The 15,473-nt window shown below is 75.9% G+C and carries 16 protein-coding genes; 7 read left to right on the plus strand and 9 right to left on the minus strand.

Going from position 1 to position 15,473, the window contains the following annotated elements; translation table 11 throughout:
- Window positions 1-22: 22 nt before the first annotated feature.
- From KPF47_RS27765 to yaaA, 4 genes are all read right to left on the minus strand, one after another.
- Entirely contained in the window at window positions 23-1,765 is a 1,743-nt protein-coding gene (locus KPF47_RS27765; RefSeq protein ID WP_374108904.1) for a DEAD/DEAH box helicase, read from the minus strand.
- A 212-nt stretch (window positions 1,766-1,977) separates the two neighbouring features.
- Window positions 1,978-2,907 carry an RIO1 family regulatory kinase/ATPase gene (locus KPF47_RS27770; protein WP_224391769.1) on the minus strand — a complete coding sequence of 310 codons (930 nt, stop codon included), beginning with the start codon at window positions 2,905-2,907 and terminating at the stop codon, window positions 1,978-1,980.
- 253 nt (window positions 2,908-3,160) lie between these two features.
- Window positions 3,161-3,631 (minus strand): hypothetical protein, encoded by a 471-nt coding sequence (locus tag KPF47_RS27775; protein ID WP_224391770.1) that lies wholly within the window; start codon window positions 3,629-3,631, stop codon window positions 3,161-3,163.
- Window positions 3,632-3,670: 39 nt separating this feature from the next.
- Window positions 3,671-4,420 carry a peroxide stress protein YaaA gene (yaaA, locus tag KPF47_RS27780; RefSeq protein ID WP_224391956.1) on the minus strand — a complete coding sequence of 250 codons (750 nt, stop codon included), beginning with the start codon at window positions 4,418-4,420 and terminating at the stop codon, window positions 3,671-3,673.
- Between the two features lie 286 nt (window positions 4,421-4,706).
- Here yaaA and KPF47_RS27785 point away from each other — a divergent pair, with 286 nt between their 5' ends.
- Window positions 4,707-6,017: a bifunctional o-acetylhomoserine/o-acetylserine sulfhydrylase gene (locus tag KPF47_RS27785; RefSeq protein WP_224391771.1), complete on the plus strand. Its 1,311-nt coding sequence runs from the start codon at window positions 4,707-4,709 to the stop codon at window positions 6,015-6,017.
- A 25-nt stretch (window positions 6,018-6,042) separates the two neighbouring features.
- A complete protein-coding gene (locus KPF47_RS27790; protein WP_224391957.1) occupies window positions 6,043-7,179 on the plus strand; it encodes a homoserine O-acetyltransferase in 1,137 nt (378 codons plus the stop codon).
- Window positions 7,180-7,242: 63 nt separating this feature from the next.
- Here the strand turns inward: KPF47_RS27790 and KPF47_RS27795 are convergent, their stop codons facing one another.
- Window positions 7,243-7,665: a PPOX class F420-dependent oxidoreductase gene (locus tag KPF47_RS27795; protein ID WP_224391772.1), complete on the minus strand. Its 423-nt coding sequence runs from the start codon at window positions 7,663-7,665 to the stop codon at window positions 7,243-7,245.
- A gap of 66 nt (window positions 7,666-7,731) precedes the next feature.
- On the opposite strand from KPF47_RS27795, the gene KPF47_RS27800 reads away from it, so the two are divergent.
- On the plus strand, window positions 7,732-9,477 hold the full coding sequence (locus tag KPF47_RS27800) for a proline--tRNA ligase (RefSeq protein WP_224391773.1): 1,746 nt from the start codon (window positions 7,732-7,734) through the stop codon (window positions 9,475-9,477).
- A 127-nt stretch (window positions 9,478-9,604) separates the two neighbouring features.
- On the opposite strand, the gene KPF47_RS27805 is transcribed toward KPF47_RS27800, so the two are convergent.
- Both KPF47_RS27805 and KPF47_RS27810 read right to left on the minus strand, forming a co-directional pair.
- Window positions 9,605-10,363: a hypothetical protein gene (locus tag KPF47_RS27805; protein ID WP_224391774.1), complete on the minus strand. Its 759-nt coding sequence runs from the start codon at window positions 10,361-10,363 to the stop codon at window positions 9,605-9,607.
- A gap of 93 nt (window positions 10,364-10,456) precedes the next feature.
- Window positions 10,457-10,867 (minus strand): secondary thiamine-phosphate synthase enzyme YjbQ, encoded by a 411-nt coding sequence (locus tag KPF47_RS27810; RefSeq protein WP_224391775.1) that lies wholly within the window; start codon window positions 10,865-10,867, stop codon window positions 10,457-10,459.
- A 37-nt stretch (window positions 10,868-10,904) separates the two neighbouring features.
- Here KPF47_RS27810 and KPF47_RS27815 point away from each other — a divergent pair, with 37 nt between their 5' ends.
- The gene (locus KPF47_RS27815) at window positions 10,905-11,972 is read left to right on the plus strand and encodes an aminotransferase class V-fold PLP-dependent enzyme (RefSeq protein WP_224391776.1); all 1,068 of its coding nucleotides are present in this window, start codon (window positions 10,905-10,907) and stop codon (window positions 11,970-11,972) included.
- Window positions 11,973-11,999: 27 nt separating this feature from the next.
- Here KPF47_RS27815 and KPF47_RS27820 read toward each other — a convergent pair whose 3' ends face one another.
- A complete protein-coding gene (locus KPF47_RS27820) occupies window positions 12,000-12,479 on the minus strand; it encodes a ferritin-like domain-containing protein (RefSeq protein ID WP_224391777.1) in 480 nt (159 codons plus the stop codon).
- Window positions 12,476-13,048, minus strand: coding sequence for a hypothetical protein (locus KPF47_RS27825; RefSeq protein ID WP_224391778.1), 573 nt, complete (start codon window positions 13,046-13,048; stop codon window positions 12,476-12,478). Before KPF47_RS27825 ends, KPF47_RS27820 begins: the two co-directional genes overlap by 4 nt.
- 321 nt (window positions 13,049-13,369) lie before the next feature.
- On the opposite strand from KPF47_RS27825, the gene rimP reads away from it, so the two are divergent.
- Genes rimP through KPF47_RS27840 form a run of 3 tightly spaced genes read left to right on the plus strand, consistent with a single transcriptional unit; the run spans window position 13,370 to window position 15,452 of the window.
- Window positions 13,370-13,990 carry a ribosome maturation factor RimP gene (gene rimP / locus KPF47_RS27830; RefSeq protein ID WP_224391779.1) on the plus strand — a complete coding sequence of 207 codons (621 nt, stop codon included), beginning with the start codon at window positions 13,370-13,372 and terminating at the stop codon, window positions 13,988-13,990.
- Window positions 13,987-15,030, plus strand: a complete 1,044-nt coding sequence (gene nusA / locus KPF47_RS27835; protein ID WP_224391780.1) for a transcription termination factor NusA — start codon at window positions 13,987-13,989, stop codon at window positions 15,028-15,030. Before rimP ends, nusA begins: the two co-directional genes overlap by 4 nt.
- A 35-nt stretch (window positions 15,031-15,065) precedes the next feature.
- Window positions 15,066-15,452, plus strand: coding sequence for a YlxR family protein (locus KPF47_RS27840; protein WP_224391781.1), 387 nt, complete (start codon window positions 15,066-15,068; stop codon window positions 15,450-15,452).
- Window positions 15,453-15,473 lie beyond the last annotated feature (21 nt).

The following is a 15,473-nucleotide window of genomic DNA, read 5'->3' on the forward strand; positions in this document are numbered from 1 at the left end:
GCCGGCCGCGACCCCGGGGAGGTCAGCGCCGGCGGCGCGGCCGGTCGGAGCGTGCGGCCCCACCCGCGGCCGGACGGCGGCGGGGCGCCTGCTTCGGGGGCTTGGCCACGATGATCGGCTCGCCGGACGGCTCCCGCGCCCCGGTCACGCGGACCAGGTCGGGGTGGCCCGGGCGGACCGTCGAGACCTCGGCGGAGACCCCGGCCTGGCGGGTCAGCAGATCCACCTCGGAGCGCTGCTCGGGCATCGCCAGGGTGACCACGACGCCGTCCTCCCCGGCGCGGGCGGTGCGCCCGGCGCGGTGCAGGTAGGCCTTGGGGTCGGCGGGCGGGTCGACGTGCACGACGAGCCCGACGTCGTCGATGTGGATGCCGCGGGCCGCGACGTCGGTCGCGACCAGCACCGGGACCGCTCCGGAGCGGAAGTCGTCGAGCGCGCGGTTGCGCTGGCTCTGCGAGCGGCCGCCGTGCAGCGGCCCGGCGGCGACGCCCTCGCGGCGCAGCACGCGCACCATCCGGTCGGCGCCGTGCTTGGTGCGCACGAACAGGATCGTGCGGCCCTCCCGGGCGGCGATCTCGGCGACGACGCGGGACCGGTCGTCGCGGTCGACGACGAGGACGTGGTGCTCCATCGTCGCGACGCTGCCGGGCGGCGGGGCGACCGAGCGGGTCACCGGGTCGGTGAGGTGGCGCCGGACCAGGGTGTCGACGTCGCCGTCGAGGGTCGCGGAGAACAGCAGGCGCTGCCCGTCGCCGGGTGTGCGGTCGAGGATCGCGCGGACCTGGGGCAGGAACCCCATGTCGGCCATGCGGTCGGCCTCGTCCAGCGCGGTGACGGTCACCTCGGAGAGGTCGCAGGTGCCCTGCTGGAGGTGGTCGGACAGCCGGCCCGGCGTGGCGACCAGCAGATCGACCCCGCGCCGCAGCTCGGCGACCTGCTTGTTCATCGACATGCCGCCGACGACGTCGGTCACCCGCAGGTCGACGGCCCTGGCCAGCGGCTTCAGGACCTCGACGACCTGGGTCGCGAGCTCCCGGGTCGGGACCAGGACCAGACCACGCGGCGCGGTGGGCCGGGAACGCTCACCGGTCAGGCGGGCCAGCAGCGCGAGCCCGAAGGCGAGGGTCTTGCCCGACCCGGTCTGGCCGCGCCCCAGCAGGTCGCGTCCGGCGAGGGTGTCGGGCAGCGTGGCCGCCTGCACCGGGAACGGGGCGGTGAAGCCCTGCTCGGCCAGGGCCTTGGTCAGGCGCTCGGGCAGGCCCAGCTCGGCGAACGACGGCATGCCGCTCTCCGGCTCGACCCACTGCGGCTCCGGCTCCGCCTTCGGGGCGGTGACGGCGGCCGGGGCCGGACGGGCCGCGGAGCCGCCGCCGCGGCGGCCGCGGCGGCCTGCCGGACGGTCCCCGCCGCGCTGCGCGGATCGGGCCGGACCGCGGTCGACCCGGCTCCCGTCCTGCAGGTGTTCGCGGCGCTCGGCGCGGTTGCCACCACCGTCGCCGCGGGGGCCACCGGACCGTTCGCCGCGGGCGGGGCCACCGGTGCGGGCGCCCCGGGCCGGACGCGGGGCGTCGCGGCGGTCCTCGTCGCGGGCCGGGCGGTCGCGGCGGTCGTCGCCGCGGGTGTCGCCACGGCGGTCGTCGCGCCGGGCCGAGGCACGCGGTGCGCCGTCCGAGGACGGGCCGGACGGGCGGGTGGCGCGCCGGCGCGCGGGACGGTCGGACGTCCCGGCGTCGGACGACGGTGGGCGGAACTGTGGCCTGGTCACGACAGGTCTCCTCGAGAACGTGGCACGTCCTGCGGAGACCTCGGGGGAGGTGTGCTCGGCCGACGGGCCCGGGCGCGGCGGTGCGTCGTCGCGGTGCGCGCTCCGTGATGGAAGGGCTCGGCCCGGCGGCAGACCGGCCGGGCGCTCGTCGATCGACACTACGCCCCGCCCGGGGGCGGGGTGGCGGCGGGACCGGCGGGCGCCCGGCCGGTTCAGCCGAGCCGGGACCGTTCGCGCAGCTCGGAGAGCAGGTGGGCGGGGGCGGCCGGGTCCAGCCCTCTGCCGACGAACCACTCGCCGATGCGGCGCACGTCACGGTCCAGGAACTCCGGCCCCTGCGGGTTCCCGACGACGTCGACCACCTGCGGCAGGTCGATCAGCACCGCCCGGCCACCGTGGACGAGCACGTTGTAGGCCGACAGGTCACCGTGCGCCCACCCGAGGTCGGCGAGCACCCCGAGCGCGTCCGCGAGGTCCGACCAGAGCGCGGCGAGCCCGTCGGGGTCCGGGCGCAGCGCGGCGAGCCGGGGTGCGGCGCGGCCGTCGGGTGAACCCACGAACTCGAGCAGGATCTCGGTCCCCTCGACCGACACCGGGTAGGGCACCGGTGCACCCGCCCCGTACAGCCGGGCGAGCGCGGCGAACTCGGCTGCCGCCCACTGCCCGTCGAGCAGGTCGCGGCCCAGCGCGGTGCGCTGCGCCATCGCCCGCATCTCGCGGGAGCGCCGGACGCGGCGCCCCTCGAGGTAGCCGGCGTCGCGGTGGAACATGCGGTGGGTGGGGTCGCGGTAGCGCTTGGCCGCGAGCAGGACCCCGGCACGGCCGGGCAGGCCGCGTTCGAGGAGATGCACGTCGGCCTCCTTGCCGGTCTTGAGCACACCGCGTTCGTGGTCGACGGCGCCGGTCTCGGTGACGAGCCAGCCGGGACGTGGGTGCGGGCCCCGGGACCCGGCGGGCAGCCCGGGCCAGGTGGACCAGCGGTCACCACCGCCGGGGACCTCGGCGGTGTCGGGGTCGTGCCCGGCGCGGCCGTCCAGTGCGGACACATCGGCGTCGGCGCGGCCGGGACGGCGGTGGGGTGCGTCGTCGTCGGCCCTGTGGCGGCGACGGCGGACGGGTTCGGGACGGTCGGAGGAGTACACGTGCGGCTCCGGAGGCGGCGAGGGTGCCGCGCGGAGCCGGTCCTCAGGGACCGGGGGTGCCGCGCGACGGGGACGGTGCGGACGGGCACGCGCTGCGCGCCCGGGCGTGCGGAACGGCCATCGGTACGCACCTCCCCGTCCGTGCCACGCGGTCTCCCGCGCCACCGGTCCCTCCGGCCGGTGGTGACCCTGCCCGGCGCCGCCCCGGACCGCCACCGGTTTTCCGCCGCGGGCCACCGCCGCGGACGCCGGGTCAGCCGAACGCGCTCAGCGCACCGAGCCCGAGCGCGGCGAACAGTCCCGCCCACACGACGACGGCCACGACCTGCCAGAGCACGACCTGACGCCGGTCCAGACCCGCCGCGACCATGCCGAACGCGGTCAGCGAGATCGCCATCAGGGTGGGGGCGATCAGCGACGCGACCGGGACGCCGTAGCGGTCCACCCGCGCGATCACCTTCCGCCTCCGCTCCGACGCGGGCCGCGGGTCGCGCCGCCCCAGCCCGTCCCGGGCCCGGTCACCCAGCCGCACCGCGACCACCAGCGCCAGGACGTTGCCGGCGATCGCCCCGGCCGCGGCGAGCAGCACCGGCATGCCGGCCACCGTCCCGACCAGCGTGCCGGTGTAGGACTCCAGGAACGGCACCACGCCGATGGCGAACACCGCCAGGAACTGCCAGACCGGGTGCAGGGCGTCGACCCACAGGTTCAGCTGCTCGACCATGCCCGGATCATGCCCGATGTCCGTTCCGTCGCGCGGACCTCAGGCGGGGACGACGAGGTCCAGGTGCTCGCCGTCGCGCTCCACGACGTGTCCCGCCCGCCGTGCGATCCGGGCCACCGCACCCGCGTCGGCGGGCTCGGCCCGCGAGGTCGCGAGCAGCCGCGCCAGACCGCCCTTGTGCGACTTGTTGTGGTGGCTGACCACCGCACGCGACCCGTCCGGCCGCTCGGCGAGCACGTTCACGGTGACCGCGCCGGGCACCGCCCCGAGCGCGGCGTACCCGCCCGAGCGCAGGTCCACCACGAGCTCGCCGGCGGCGATGCGGGCCAGCAGCGGGTCCAGGGCGGGCCGCCAGCGCGCCGCGAGGGTGCCCGAGCCGGGCAGCTTCGAGCCGGCCGACAGGCGGTAGGGCGGGATCGGGTCGTCGGCGGCGAGCAGCCCGAACAGCGCCGAGCAGACCGCGAGCCGGGACCGGGCCCGGTCCCGGGTGGCCCGGGTGAACGACGCGGCGTCGAGGGCGTCGTAGAGGACCCCGGTGTAGCGGTCCAGCGCGGGCAGCGTCGGGTTCGTGCGCACCGCCGCGTTGCGCTCGATCTCGGCGTCCTGTCGCTCGGAGACACCGAGCGCGGCGCGGGCGGCGGGCCGGTCGGCCGCCAGCGCGACGAGCTCGTCGCACAGCTGTCCCCGGACGGGGCCCAGGTCCGCGTCGTGGGACAGCGCTGCGAGGTCGAGCGGCGGGCCGTCCCCACCGTCGCGCTTGGTCTCCGAGGGCGGCAGCAGCACGAGCACGGCGAGCAGCGTAGTGATCACCTGTGTGAGCCGTTGCCCCTGCCGGGGCAGCGCACTAGGTTCGCCGGTGTGACCTGCCTCGTGGCGCGTATCCACGTCGACTGCATGCGGATCACGAGCGCGGCCTGTCGCCCCTGTCGCTGACCCGCGTTCGTCCCGGGCCCACGCACGCCCGCGTCCGCCCTCGCGCACCACAGCCATCCGCCGTCGCGTCCACCGACCCGGGCCACGGGCCCGCCTCGGCAGCTCCGCGGACCGGCGGTCGACCCTCCGGAGGAGACCCACCGTGACCGACCCCGACACCACCGCCAACTGGTCGTTCGAGACCAAGCAGGTGCACGCCGGCGCCGCACCCGACCCGACCACGAACGCGCGGGCGACGCCGATCTACCAGACCACGTCCTACGTCTTCCGCGACACCGACCACGCCGCGAACCTGTTCGGGCTCGCCGAGTTCGGCAACATCTACACGCGGATCATGAACCCCACCCAGGACGTGCTGGAGCAGCGCGTCGCCGCCCTGGAGGGCGGGGCCGCGGCCCTGGCCGTCGCGTCCGGGCAGGCCGCGCAGGCGCTGGCGATCCAGAACATCGCCGAGGCCGGGGACCACATCGTCTCCAGCGCCTCGCTCTACGGCGGCACCTACAACCAGTTCCACTACACGTTCCCGAAGCTGGGCATCGAGGTCACCTTCGTCGACGACCCGGACGACCTGGAGGAGTGGAAGGCCGCGATCCGGCCGAACACCAAGGCCCTCTACGGCGAGACGCTGGGCAACCCGCGCGGCAACATCCTCGACATCGCCGCCGTCGCCGGCGTCGCGCACTCCGCGGGGGTCCCGCTGATCGTCGACAACACCGTCCCGACGCCGTACCTGGTGCGCCCGATCGAGCACGGCGCCGACATCGTCGTCGAGTCGCTCACCAAGTTCCTGGGCGGCCACGGCACCTCGGTCGGCGGCATCATCGTCGACTCCGGGACGTTCGACTGGGTGGCGAACAAGGAGAAGTTCCCCGGCCTGACCAGCCCGGACCCGAGCTACCACGGCGCGGTGTTCACCGACGCCGTCGGACCGATCGCCTACATCATCAAGGCCCGCGTGCAGCTGCTGCGCGACCTCGGCCCGGCGATCTCCCCGCAGAACGCGTTCCTCATCCTGCAGGGCATCGAGACGCTGTCGCTGCGCATCGACCGGCACAACCAGAACGCGCAGGCGCTGGCCGAGTGGCTGGAGGCCCGTGACGAGGTGGAGAAGGTCCACTACGCGGGCCTGCCGTCGAGCCCGTGGCACGAGCTGCAGAAGAAGTACCTGCCCAAGGGCGGCGGCGCGATCGTCGCGTTCGAGCTGCAGGGCGGCATCGAGGCGGGCAAGAAGTTCGTGAACGCCCTGGAGCTGCACAGCCACCTCGCCAACATCGGTGACGTGCGCAGCCTGGTCATCCACCCGGCCTCGACCACGCACAGCCAGCTGTCGGCCGAGGAGCAGATCGCGTCCGGGGTCACCCCGGGCCTGGTCCGGCTCTCGGTGGGGCTGGAGGGCATCGAGGACCTCAAGGCCGACCTGGACGCCGGTTTCCGCGCCGCGAAGGGCGCCTGAGCGCGTATCTGATTACCTGGTGTCCGTGAACGACATCGAGCCCCCTCCCGCCAGCGGTGCCTGGCGGGAGGGGGACGACCCCGGCCGACGCCACTTCCTCGACCTGCCCGCGCCGCTGAAGCTGGCGGCCGGCGGGGAGCTCCCCGGCGTGCGCCTGGCCTACGAGACGTGGGGCGAGCTCGCCCCGGACGGCTCCAACGCCGTCCTGGTGCTGCACGCCCTGACCGGTGACGCCCACCTGCAGGGCCCGGCAGGCCCCGGACACCCGACGCCGGGCTGGTGGCCCGGGCTGATCGAGCCGGGTGGCCCGCTGGACCCGGCGCGCTGGTTCGTCGTCGCCCCGAACGCGGTCGGCGGCTGCCAGGGCAGCACCGGGCCCGCGTCGCGGGCCCCGGACGGCCGGACCTGGGGCAGCCGGTTCCCGACGGTCACCGTGCGGGACACCGTCGTCGCCGAGCAGTACCTCGCCGACGCGCTCGGGATCGACGCGTTCGCCTGCGTGATCGGCGGGTCGATGGGGTCCATGCGCTCGCTGGAGTGGGCGGCGACCGAACCGGACCGGGTACGGCGGCTGTTCCTGCTGGCCGGGCCCGCGGCGTCGACGGCGGACCAGATCGGCTGGGCGAGCCCGCAGATCCAGGCCATCACCGGTGACCCGCACTGGCACGGCGGCGACTACCACGACACACCGGAGGGGCCGTGGCGCGGACTCGGCGTCGCCCGCCGGATCGCGCACCTGTCCTACCGCTCCGGCTTCGAGCTGGCGACCCGCTTCGGCCGGGACCCGCAGCCGGGCGAGGACCCGCTGGACGGCGGCCGCTACGCCGTGGAGTCCTACCTGGACCACCACGCGGACAAGCTCGTGCACCGCTTCGACGCCGCGTCCTACGTGCGCCTGACCCAGGCGATGAACCACCACGACGTCGGCCGTGACCGCGGCGGGGTGCCCGCGGCGCTGTCCCGGGTGAGCGCCCGCACCTACGTCGCCGGCGTCACCTCCGACCGGCTCTACCCGCTCGCCGACCAGCAGGAGCTGGCCGACCGCATCCCGCGCGCCGACCCGCTCAGGGTGATCGACTCCCCGTACGGCCACGACGGGTTCCTGGTGGAGACCCCGACGGTCGCGAGGATGCTCGGCGAGCTGCTGGACGAGGCGGTCTGAGCCGCCCGGGGCGGGGTGCCCACGGGAACGCACCCGTGCACCCCGCCCGGCGCGGTGGTCGGGTCAGCCCAGGTTCTCGCCGTAGACGCGCTGCACCCGCATCGTCATCAGCACCCGCCGGTCGCGGACCATGACCTCGCGGTACTCGTCCCAGTCCGGGTGCTCCCCGGCCGCGGCCCGGTACCAGTCGACCAGCGCCTGCACGGCCGGTCCGTCGGGCGAGTCGTCGGGACCGACGAGCTCGACCGGGCCCTCCGCCGTCGCCCAGGACCGGCCGTCGGCACTCTCCACCGACAGCGCCGCGCGCGGGTCGCGGCGCAGGTTCGCCGTCTTCGCCCGGCCCTCGGTCATCGACACCTGCACCGTGCCCGCCGCGCGGTCGTAGTGCGGGGTCACCGGCGACAGCTGGGGCATGCCGCTGCGCTTGATCGTCGCGAGCACGCCCTGGCGTGCGGCGGCGAGCAGCTCGTGCTGTTCGTCTCCCATGCCCCGAGTCTGCCCGCTCCGGAACCGGGATGAGGGGCTCCGGGGTCCCTCGCTACCCTTCTGCAGGTGTTGACCCGGATGTCGTCGCTGTTCCTGCGCACCCTGCGTGAGGACCCGGCCGACGCGGAGGTGCCCAGCCACAAGCTGCTGGTCCGCGCCGGCTACGTCCGTCGCGTGGCCCCGGGCGTGTACTCCTGGCTGCCGCTCGGCCTCAGGGTGCTCCGCCGCATCGAGGCCGTGGTGCGCGAGGAGATGGACGCCATGGGCGCCCAGGAGATCCAGTTCCCGGCGCTGCTGCCGCGCGAGCCCTATGAGGCGACGAACCGGTGGACCGAGTACGGCCCCAACCTGTTCCGCCTGAAGGACCGCAAGGGCGGTGACTACCTGCTCGGGCCCACCCACGAGGAGCTGTTCACCCTCACGGTCAAGGGCGAGTACTCGTCGTACAAGGACTACCCGGTCATCCTCTACCAGATCCAGAACAAGTACCGCGACGAGGAGCGTCCCCGCGCGGGCATCCTGCGCGGGCGCGAGTTCCTGATGAAGGACTCCTACTCCTTCGACCTCACCGACGAGGGACTGTCGGAGTCCTACCGCAAGCACCGCGACGCCTACGTCACGATCTTCGACCGGCTCGGGCTGCGCTACGTGATCGTGTCCGCGACCTCGGGTGCGATGGGCGGCTCGGCGTCGGAGGAGTTCCTCGCCGAGTCCGAGACCGGCGAGGACACCTTCGTCCGCGGACCCGGCGGCTACGCGGCCAACGTCGAGGCCGTCACCACGCCCGCGCCGGCCGCGGTCCCGCTCGAGGGGCTCCCCGCCGCGCAGGTGCACCACACACCGGACACCCCGACCATCGAGTCGCTGGTGGCCTTCCTCAACGCGAACACCGGGCGCACCGTCACCGCGGCCGACACGCTGAAGAACGTGCTGGTCAAGACCCGCCGGCCCGGCGCGAGCGAGTGGGAGCTGCTGGGGATCGGCGTCCCCGGCGACCGCGAGGTCGACATGAAGCGCCTCGAGGCGTCGCTCGAGCCCGCCGAGGTGGCGCTGCTCGACGAGGCCGACTTCGCCCGCAACGCCTTCCTGGTGAAGGGCTACATCGGGCCGGGCGCGCTGGCCGCGAACGGCGTCCGCTACCTGGTGGACCCGCGGATCGTGACCGGCACCGCCTGGGTGACCGGCGCGGACAAGGCCGACCACCACGTCGTCGACCTCGTCGCGGGCCGCGACTTCACCCCGGACGGCACGATCGAGGCCGCCGAGGTCCGCGCCGGGGACCCGTCCCCGGACGGCAGCGGCGTGCTGGAGGCCGCCCGCGGCATCGAGATCGGGCACATCTTCCAGCTCGGCCGCAAGTACGCCGACGCCTTCTCCCTCGACGCGCTCGGCCCGGACTCCCGTCCGGTCCGGATCACGATGGGCTCCTACGGCATCGGCGTCTCCCGTCTGGTCGCCGCCATCGCCGAGCAGTCCCACGACGGCTCCGGCCTGGTGTGGCCGCGGGCGGTGGCACCGTTCGACGTGCACGTCGTCGTCGCGGGCAAGTCCGCGGAGCTGCTGGAGGGCGGCGAGGCCGTCGCCGCCGAGCTGGAGGCGAGGGGCCTGTCGGTCGTGCTCGACGACCGCAAGGCGAGTCCCGGCGTGAAGTTCGCCGACGCCGAGCTGATCGGCGTGCCGACGATCGTCGTCGTCGGGCGCGGGCTGGCCGACGGGAAGCTGGAGCTCAAGGACCGGGCCACCGGGGAGCGCAGCGAGATCGACCGCGCCGGTGCCGCGGAGCTCGTCGCGGGGATCGTCCGGGGGGCCTGACCCCCCGCTCCACGCCGCCACCACCCCGCGCCGCCGCGACCCCGCGTCACCACCCCGCGTCCGCACGAACGGGCCCTTCGTACGAACCTTTCGTACGAAGGGCCCGTTCGTGCGAACCAGGCGGGGGTCAGCCGGGGCGGACCGCGGAGGCGGCGAGGTCGGTGAGGGCGGAGCGGGGCACCGCGTCGCCGGGACCGCCGCCCACGTCGGCGGCGACGACCAGCATCGCGACGCCGACCGAGCCGTCGCGGGCCTGGGTGCGGGGGACCGCCAGCACGCCGACCGAGCCGTCGGTCGCCCGGCACCCGGCTGCACCCGCGGCGGTGCCGTCGGTGCGCACGGTGGCCTCCACCCAGGTCCCCGGCTCGCCCTCACCGGGGCGTGGCCCCGGCGGCCCGACCGCCACCTGCGGGGCGGACCCGGCGTAGGCGGACTCCCCGGCGCCCCGGTCGAAGGCCTGGGCGGCCTGCTCGACCGTCGTCCCGGCCGGGACGGCGACGAGTGCGGCGGCGGCGACCCCGCGCGGCGGGGCGCCGACGGGGCAGTCGCCCGCGGCGAACGGTGGCGCCTCGGCGAGCCGGGCGAACGGCACCCCGAACACGTCGAGGGCGGGTGCACCGCCGGCGACCGTCCACCCCGGCGGTGCCGTGACGGCGAACGCCGCCGGCTCGACGGGGGCCGGAGCGGGCGCCGGGGCCGGGGGGCCGCTCGTCGTCGCGGGATCCGGGCGGATGCCGCCGAGCCCGGCCGCCGCACCGGCCACGACCAGCACCACGACGGCCGCGGCCAGTGCGGGACGCAGCCGCCGCCCGGGGGTGGGGCCGCCCGGCTGCGAGGGTGTCGCCCGTGCCGGGCGGTCGGTCGTCGTCGTCCGGCCGGAGGTCACCGGCGCAGCGTACGGCGGTGTCGCACGGCCCCGGAGCGGGGCTACGGCGGGCGGCGGACCCCGGTCGCCCGGCGGTCCGGAGCGCGCCGGGGCTCAGCCCGGCAGCAGCGTGAGCCGGACCGACCGCGTCGGGTTGTCCACGTTGGTGTCGACGAGGCAGACCGACTGCCAGGTCCCCAGGGCGGGACGCCCGTCGATCACCGGCACCGTGGTCGACGGCGGCACGAACGCGGGCAGCACGTGGTCGCGCCCGTGCCCGGAGCTGCCGTGCCGGTGCCGCCACCGGTCGTCGGCGGGCAGCAGCTCGCGCAGCTGCTCGAGCAGGTCGGAGTCGCTGCCCGCGCCGGTCTCGATGACCGCGATCCCGGCCGTCGCGTGCGGCACGAAGACGTGGAGCAGGCCGTCGCCGGCGCCGCAGTCGGACAGGAAGCGTTCGATCCGGTGCGTCAGGTCCACGACGGTCTCCTCGGAACCGGTCCGGATCTCGATCAGCTCGCTGTGCACGCCGTCGACAGTAGGACGCTCGCTAGGGTCGGGCAGCGTGGACGCAACGGTCTCCTTCGCCGGGTGGGCACTGCCACACCGGCCCGGCTACCTCAACACCGCGAGCATCGGCATCCCGCCGCGACGGGCGTCGGAGGTGGTCGCCGACGTCGTGGCGCGCTGGGCCGTGGGCGCGGCCTCGCCGAAGGACTTCGACGACGACGTCGAGGCGGCCCGCGCGGGGTTCGCCGCGATCACCGGGGTGCCGGTCGCCGACGTCGCGCAGGGCGCCACGACGTCCGGGCTCATCGGTCCCCTCGCCGCGTCGGTGCCCGACGGCACCCGGGTGCTCGTCGCCCGCGGGGAGTTCTCCTCGGTGACCCGGCCGTTCGCGGCGCAGGCCCACCGCGGGGTGCGGGTCACCGAGGTCCCACTCGCCGGGCTGGCGGGCCACGCCGCCGACCACGAGCTGGTCGCGGTGTCGGTGGTGCAGTCCGCCGACGGCGCGATCGCCGACGTCGACGCGCTGCTCGCCGCCCGCGCCCGTACCGGCGTGCGGCTGCTGTTCGACGTCACCCAGGCCGCCGGCTGGCTCCCGCTGCGCCTGCACGACGCCGACGCCGTGGTCGGAGCCGGCTACAAGTGGCTGCTCGCGCCGCGGGGGGCCGCGTGGCTGGCCCGTCGTCCGTCCTGGGTGGACGGGCCACCCGCCGGGGCGCGGTGGCCGGAACCGGTCCCGCACGGCGCGGGCTGGTACGGCACCCGGGACCGGTGGGGCGCCGGGCTCTACACCCCGGACCCGCCCGTCCTGCCCGGGCCGGCGGGCGGCGAGGAGGCGCCGGTCTGGTTCGCCCACGCCGGCGCCGCGGTGACGGTGCCGTGGCTCGCCTCACTGGACGCCGACGAGGTGCGCGCGCACTGTGCCGGCCTCGCCGACGACCTGCGCGAGCGGCTCGGGATGCCGCCCGCCGGGTCGGCGATCGTGTCGGTGCGCACCCCGGGGGCGGCCGACCGGCTGGCCGCGGCCGGGATCACCGCCGCCGTGCGCGACGGTGCCGCCCGGCTGTCGTTCCACCTGTCGACCACCCCCGACGACGTCGAGAGGGCCGCCGCGGCGCTCCGCTGAACGACGGCGCCGGGACGGGGACGGTCCTCAGCCGCGACCGGGGAACACCGGGACGACCGGGGAGCGTTCGGTCACCCCGCGCCAGTAGGCCAGGCGGCCGGTGCACTCCACCATCGCCTTCAGTCCGGCCTCGCGCAGCGGGACCGACGAGGACCGTTCGGTCACCGACCGCCAGGCCGCGATCGCGTCGGTCTCGGCCGAGACGAGCAGTGCCCCCGCCGACACCCCGTCGACGACGGGCTGCGGCGCCGCGTACGCCGGCTGCGCCGACACCGGCCGCTGCCCGACGTCGGACAGGGTCTGGGTGATCTGGCCGCGCAGGGTGGTGTGGGCCTCGATGTCCCCGCGCGCCCGGCCCGCCCACTCCGGGGGGACGAACGCCAGCGCCATCTTGTACGCCCACAGCGCCGCGTGCTCGCAGGCCAGAGCGCGCTGCAGCGCCTCGACGGTGACCTGGGGGACCTGCGGCTCGTCGGACTCCTGCCGCGGCCGCGGACCCACGCTCATGCCGGTGCCCCGGTCAGCACCGCCGCGTAGGTGGCGCAGCAGGCGGCGACCTCGGCGACCAGACCCACCTGCAGCGCGGAGGCGCGGGGGACCACCTCGCCCGCGCTGCGGGCCGACCCGGCGACGGCGTCGCGCACCGCGGCGAGGTCGCCCGAGGGCGGTGTCGCGGGCGCGGCGACCTGGCCCGGCGTGCGCCCGCCCGCCTGGTCGAGCGCGGCGGCGTGCTCCATCCGGGCCGCACGCAGCGGCTCCAGGCGGCCCGCGAGCGACGGGTCGCCGGTCACCGCGGCGACGATCAGCGCGGCGTCGGACCGGGCGGCGTCGGCGAGCGCGAGCAGGGCGTCGGAGGCGTCCTCGGTGCGCGTCGTGGCGGCGGAGCAGCCCGCCAGCGGCACCATCGCGGCCACCGCGGCCGCGGTGGCCAGCACCCGGCGCCGGGACGGGCGGACCCCGGCGGGACCGGTCGGGGCCGGGCCGGCCGGCGGCGACGGGACCGCCGACGGCGGCGGCCCGGTCGGTGACACCCGGGACGGCACCCGGGACGGCACGGCTGACTCGCGGTCCTTCACGTCGGGTCATGCTGCCAGCACGCACCGGGCCGCCCGGCACCGACCGTGTCCGCCCGGGTCGCGGACGACCGCCCGCCGACGCGCCACCGACCGGCGGCCCGCCGGGCGGACGCGCTAGGCTCGTCAGCCGTCCCCGCCGTCATCGGCACGTCCGGTCCCGGCCGGACGCGGCGCGGTGTGCGGCGCCGCCGTCGTCCGCCGTACGCAAGCGTCCGACGCGCCCGCCCACCGGCGGTCGCTGCTCCACCGACGTCGCCCAGCCGAACCCCTGCCGACCGGTCGCCACCCCGGCAGGCACCCCCACACGAGGAGAGTCACCCGATGCGCAGTCCGGACCCCGCACAGCTGGCCGACCAGCTGCGCGGCGTGCTCGAGCCGGTGGTCCACGGGGCCGGGCTGGAGATCGACGCCGTGGAGGTCCGCACCGCCGGGCGCCGGCACTCGGTCAAGCTGGTCGTCGACCTGCCCGAGTCCTCGCCCGCGACCGGCATCGACCTCGACGTCATCGCCCGGCTCAGCCGTGCCGCGGCCGCCGAGCTCGACCCGCACGAGCACCTCATCGAGGGCTCGTACACGCTCGAGGTGACCTCGCCCGGCATCGACCGGCCGCTGACCGAGCCCCGGCACTGGCGACGGGCCTACCTGCGGCTGGCGCGCATCACGCTGGACGACGGCACCGTCCTCGACGCGCGGATCGGCCGGCTCGACGGTGACACGGTCGCGGTCGCCGTGCCCGGGCGGAAGGCACCGGAGCGGCGCGAGATCCCGCTCGCCCGGGTCCACCACGCCCAGGTGCAGGTCGAGTTCAAGCCGGCCCCGCCCGCGGAGACCGCGCTGCTGGACCCGGACGCGCTGTCCGGCAGCACCGACGGGGCCGACGGGGCCCCCACGAACCACGACGGCGGCGCCGTCGAGACCGTCCGCGACGAGGAGACCCGGTGAACGTCGACATCCCCGCGCTGCGCGCGATCGAGCGGGACAAGGAGATCCCGTTCGAGACGGTGCTCTCGGCCATCGAGACGGCCCTGCTCACCGCCTACCGGCACACCGACGGCCACCACCCCGACGCCCGGGTCGACATCGACCGCCGGAGCGGGGTGGTGCGGGTGATGGCCCGCGACGCGTCCGACACGGCCGAGGACGGCACCCCCGGCCCGGAGTTCGACGACACCCCCGAGGGCTTCGGCCGGATCGCGGCGACCACCGCCCGCCAGGTCATCCTGCAGCGGCTGCGCGACGCCGAGCACGAGCGCACCTACGGCGAGTTCTCCACCAAGGAGGGCGAGGTCGTCGCGGGCATCGTGCAGCGCGACGCGCGCGCCAACGCCCGCGGCGTCGTCGTGGTGGAGCTCTCCGGCGGGACCGAGGCCGTGCTGCCGGCCGCCGAGCAGGTGCCGGGCGAGGTCTACAAGCACGGCGACCGGATCCGCTGCTTCGTCATCGGCGTGAACCGCGGCCCGCGGGGCACCTCGATCACGCTCTCCCGGACCCACCCGAACCTGGTGCGCAAGCTGTTCGCCCTCGAGGTCCCCGAGCTCGTCGACGGCTCCGTCGAGATCGTCTCGGTGGCCCGCGAGGCCGGGTTCCGCTCCAAGATCGCGGTCCGCTCGACCCGCTCCGGGCTCAACGCCAAGGGGGCGTGCATCGGCCCGATGGGCGCCCGGGTGCGCGGCGTGATGGGCGAGCTGGCCGGCGAGAAGATCGACATCATCGACTGGTCGGAGGACCCGGCCGAGTTCGTCGGCAACGCGCTCTCGCCGTCGAAGGTGGTCTCGGTGACCGTGCTCGACGAGCGCGCCCGGATCGCCCGGGTGGTGGTGCCGGACTTCCAGCTGTCGCTGGCCATCGGCAAGGAGGGGCAGAACGCCCGCCTGGCCGCCCGGCTCACCGGCTGGAAGATCGACATCCGCAGCGACGCCGACCCGCGCGATCCGGTCACCCCCGACGGCGGGCCGGTCGACCCGGCGGGGGAGCCGTCCTGACCGACGGAGATCGACAGCGCGGGTCGGGCGAGGGAATGCCCGACGATCGCCCTGCGCTACACTCGTCATCGGCCCGTGGTCGCGGACCGTCGCCCACGCACACCCGGTCGGTACCGATCCGGACCTGTGTGGGGTGCCGGACCCGGGAACGGGCCGACGTACTGTTGCGGGTGGTCGTGGAGAACGGATGTTGCGTCCCGGATCCGCGCCGCCGCCTCCCCGGACGGGGTGCCTGGTTGCACCTCTCGACGGGGTGCCTGGACAGGGCCGAGCGACGCTCGGCGTTCGCCCGGGCGTTACGCGTCCGTTCGGCACCGGACGTCACCGCCGTCAGGCGGTGGCTGGAGGGGCCGCGCGACCCGCTGGGGCCCGGGAACCTCTCGGACCCGTCATCGGAAGAAAGCAAGGTCGACCAGTCATGAGCCAGCAGTGAAGATCGCACC

The organism is Pseudonocardia sp. ICBG1293, from assembly GCF_020131355.1.
In the GTDB taxonomy this organism is placed as follows: domain Bacteria; phylum Actinomycetota; class Actinomycetes; order Mycobacteriales; family Pseudonocardiaceae; genus Pseudonocardia.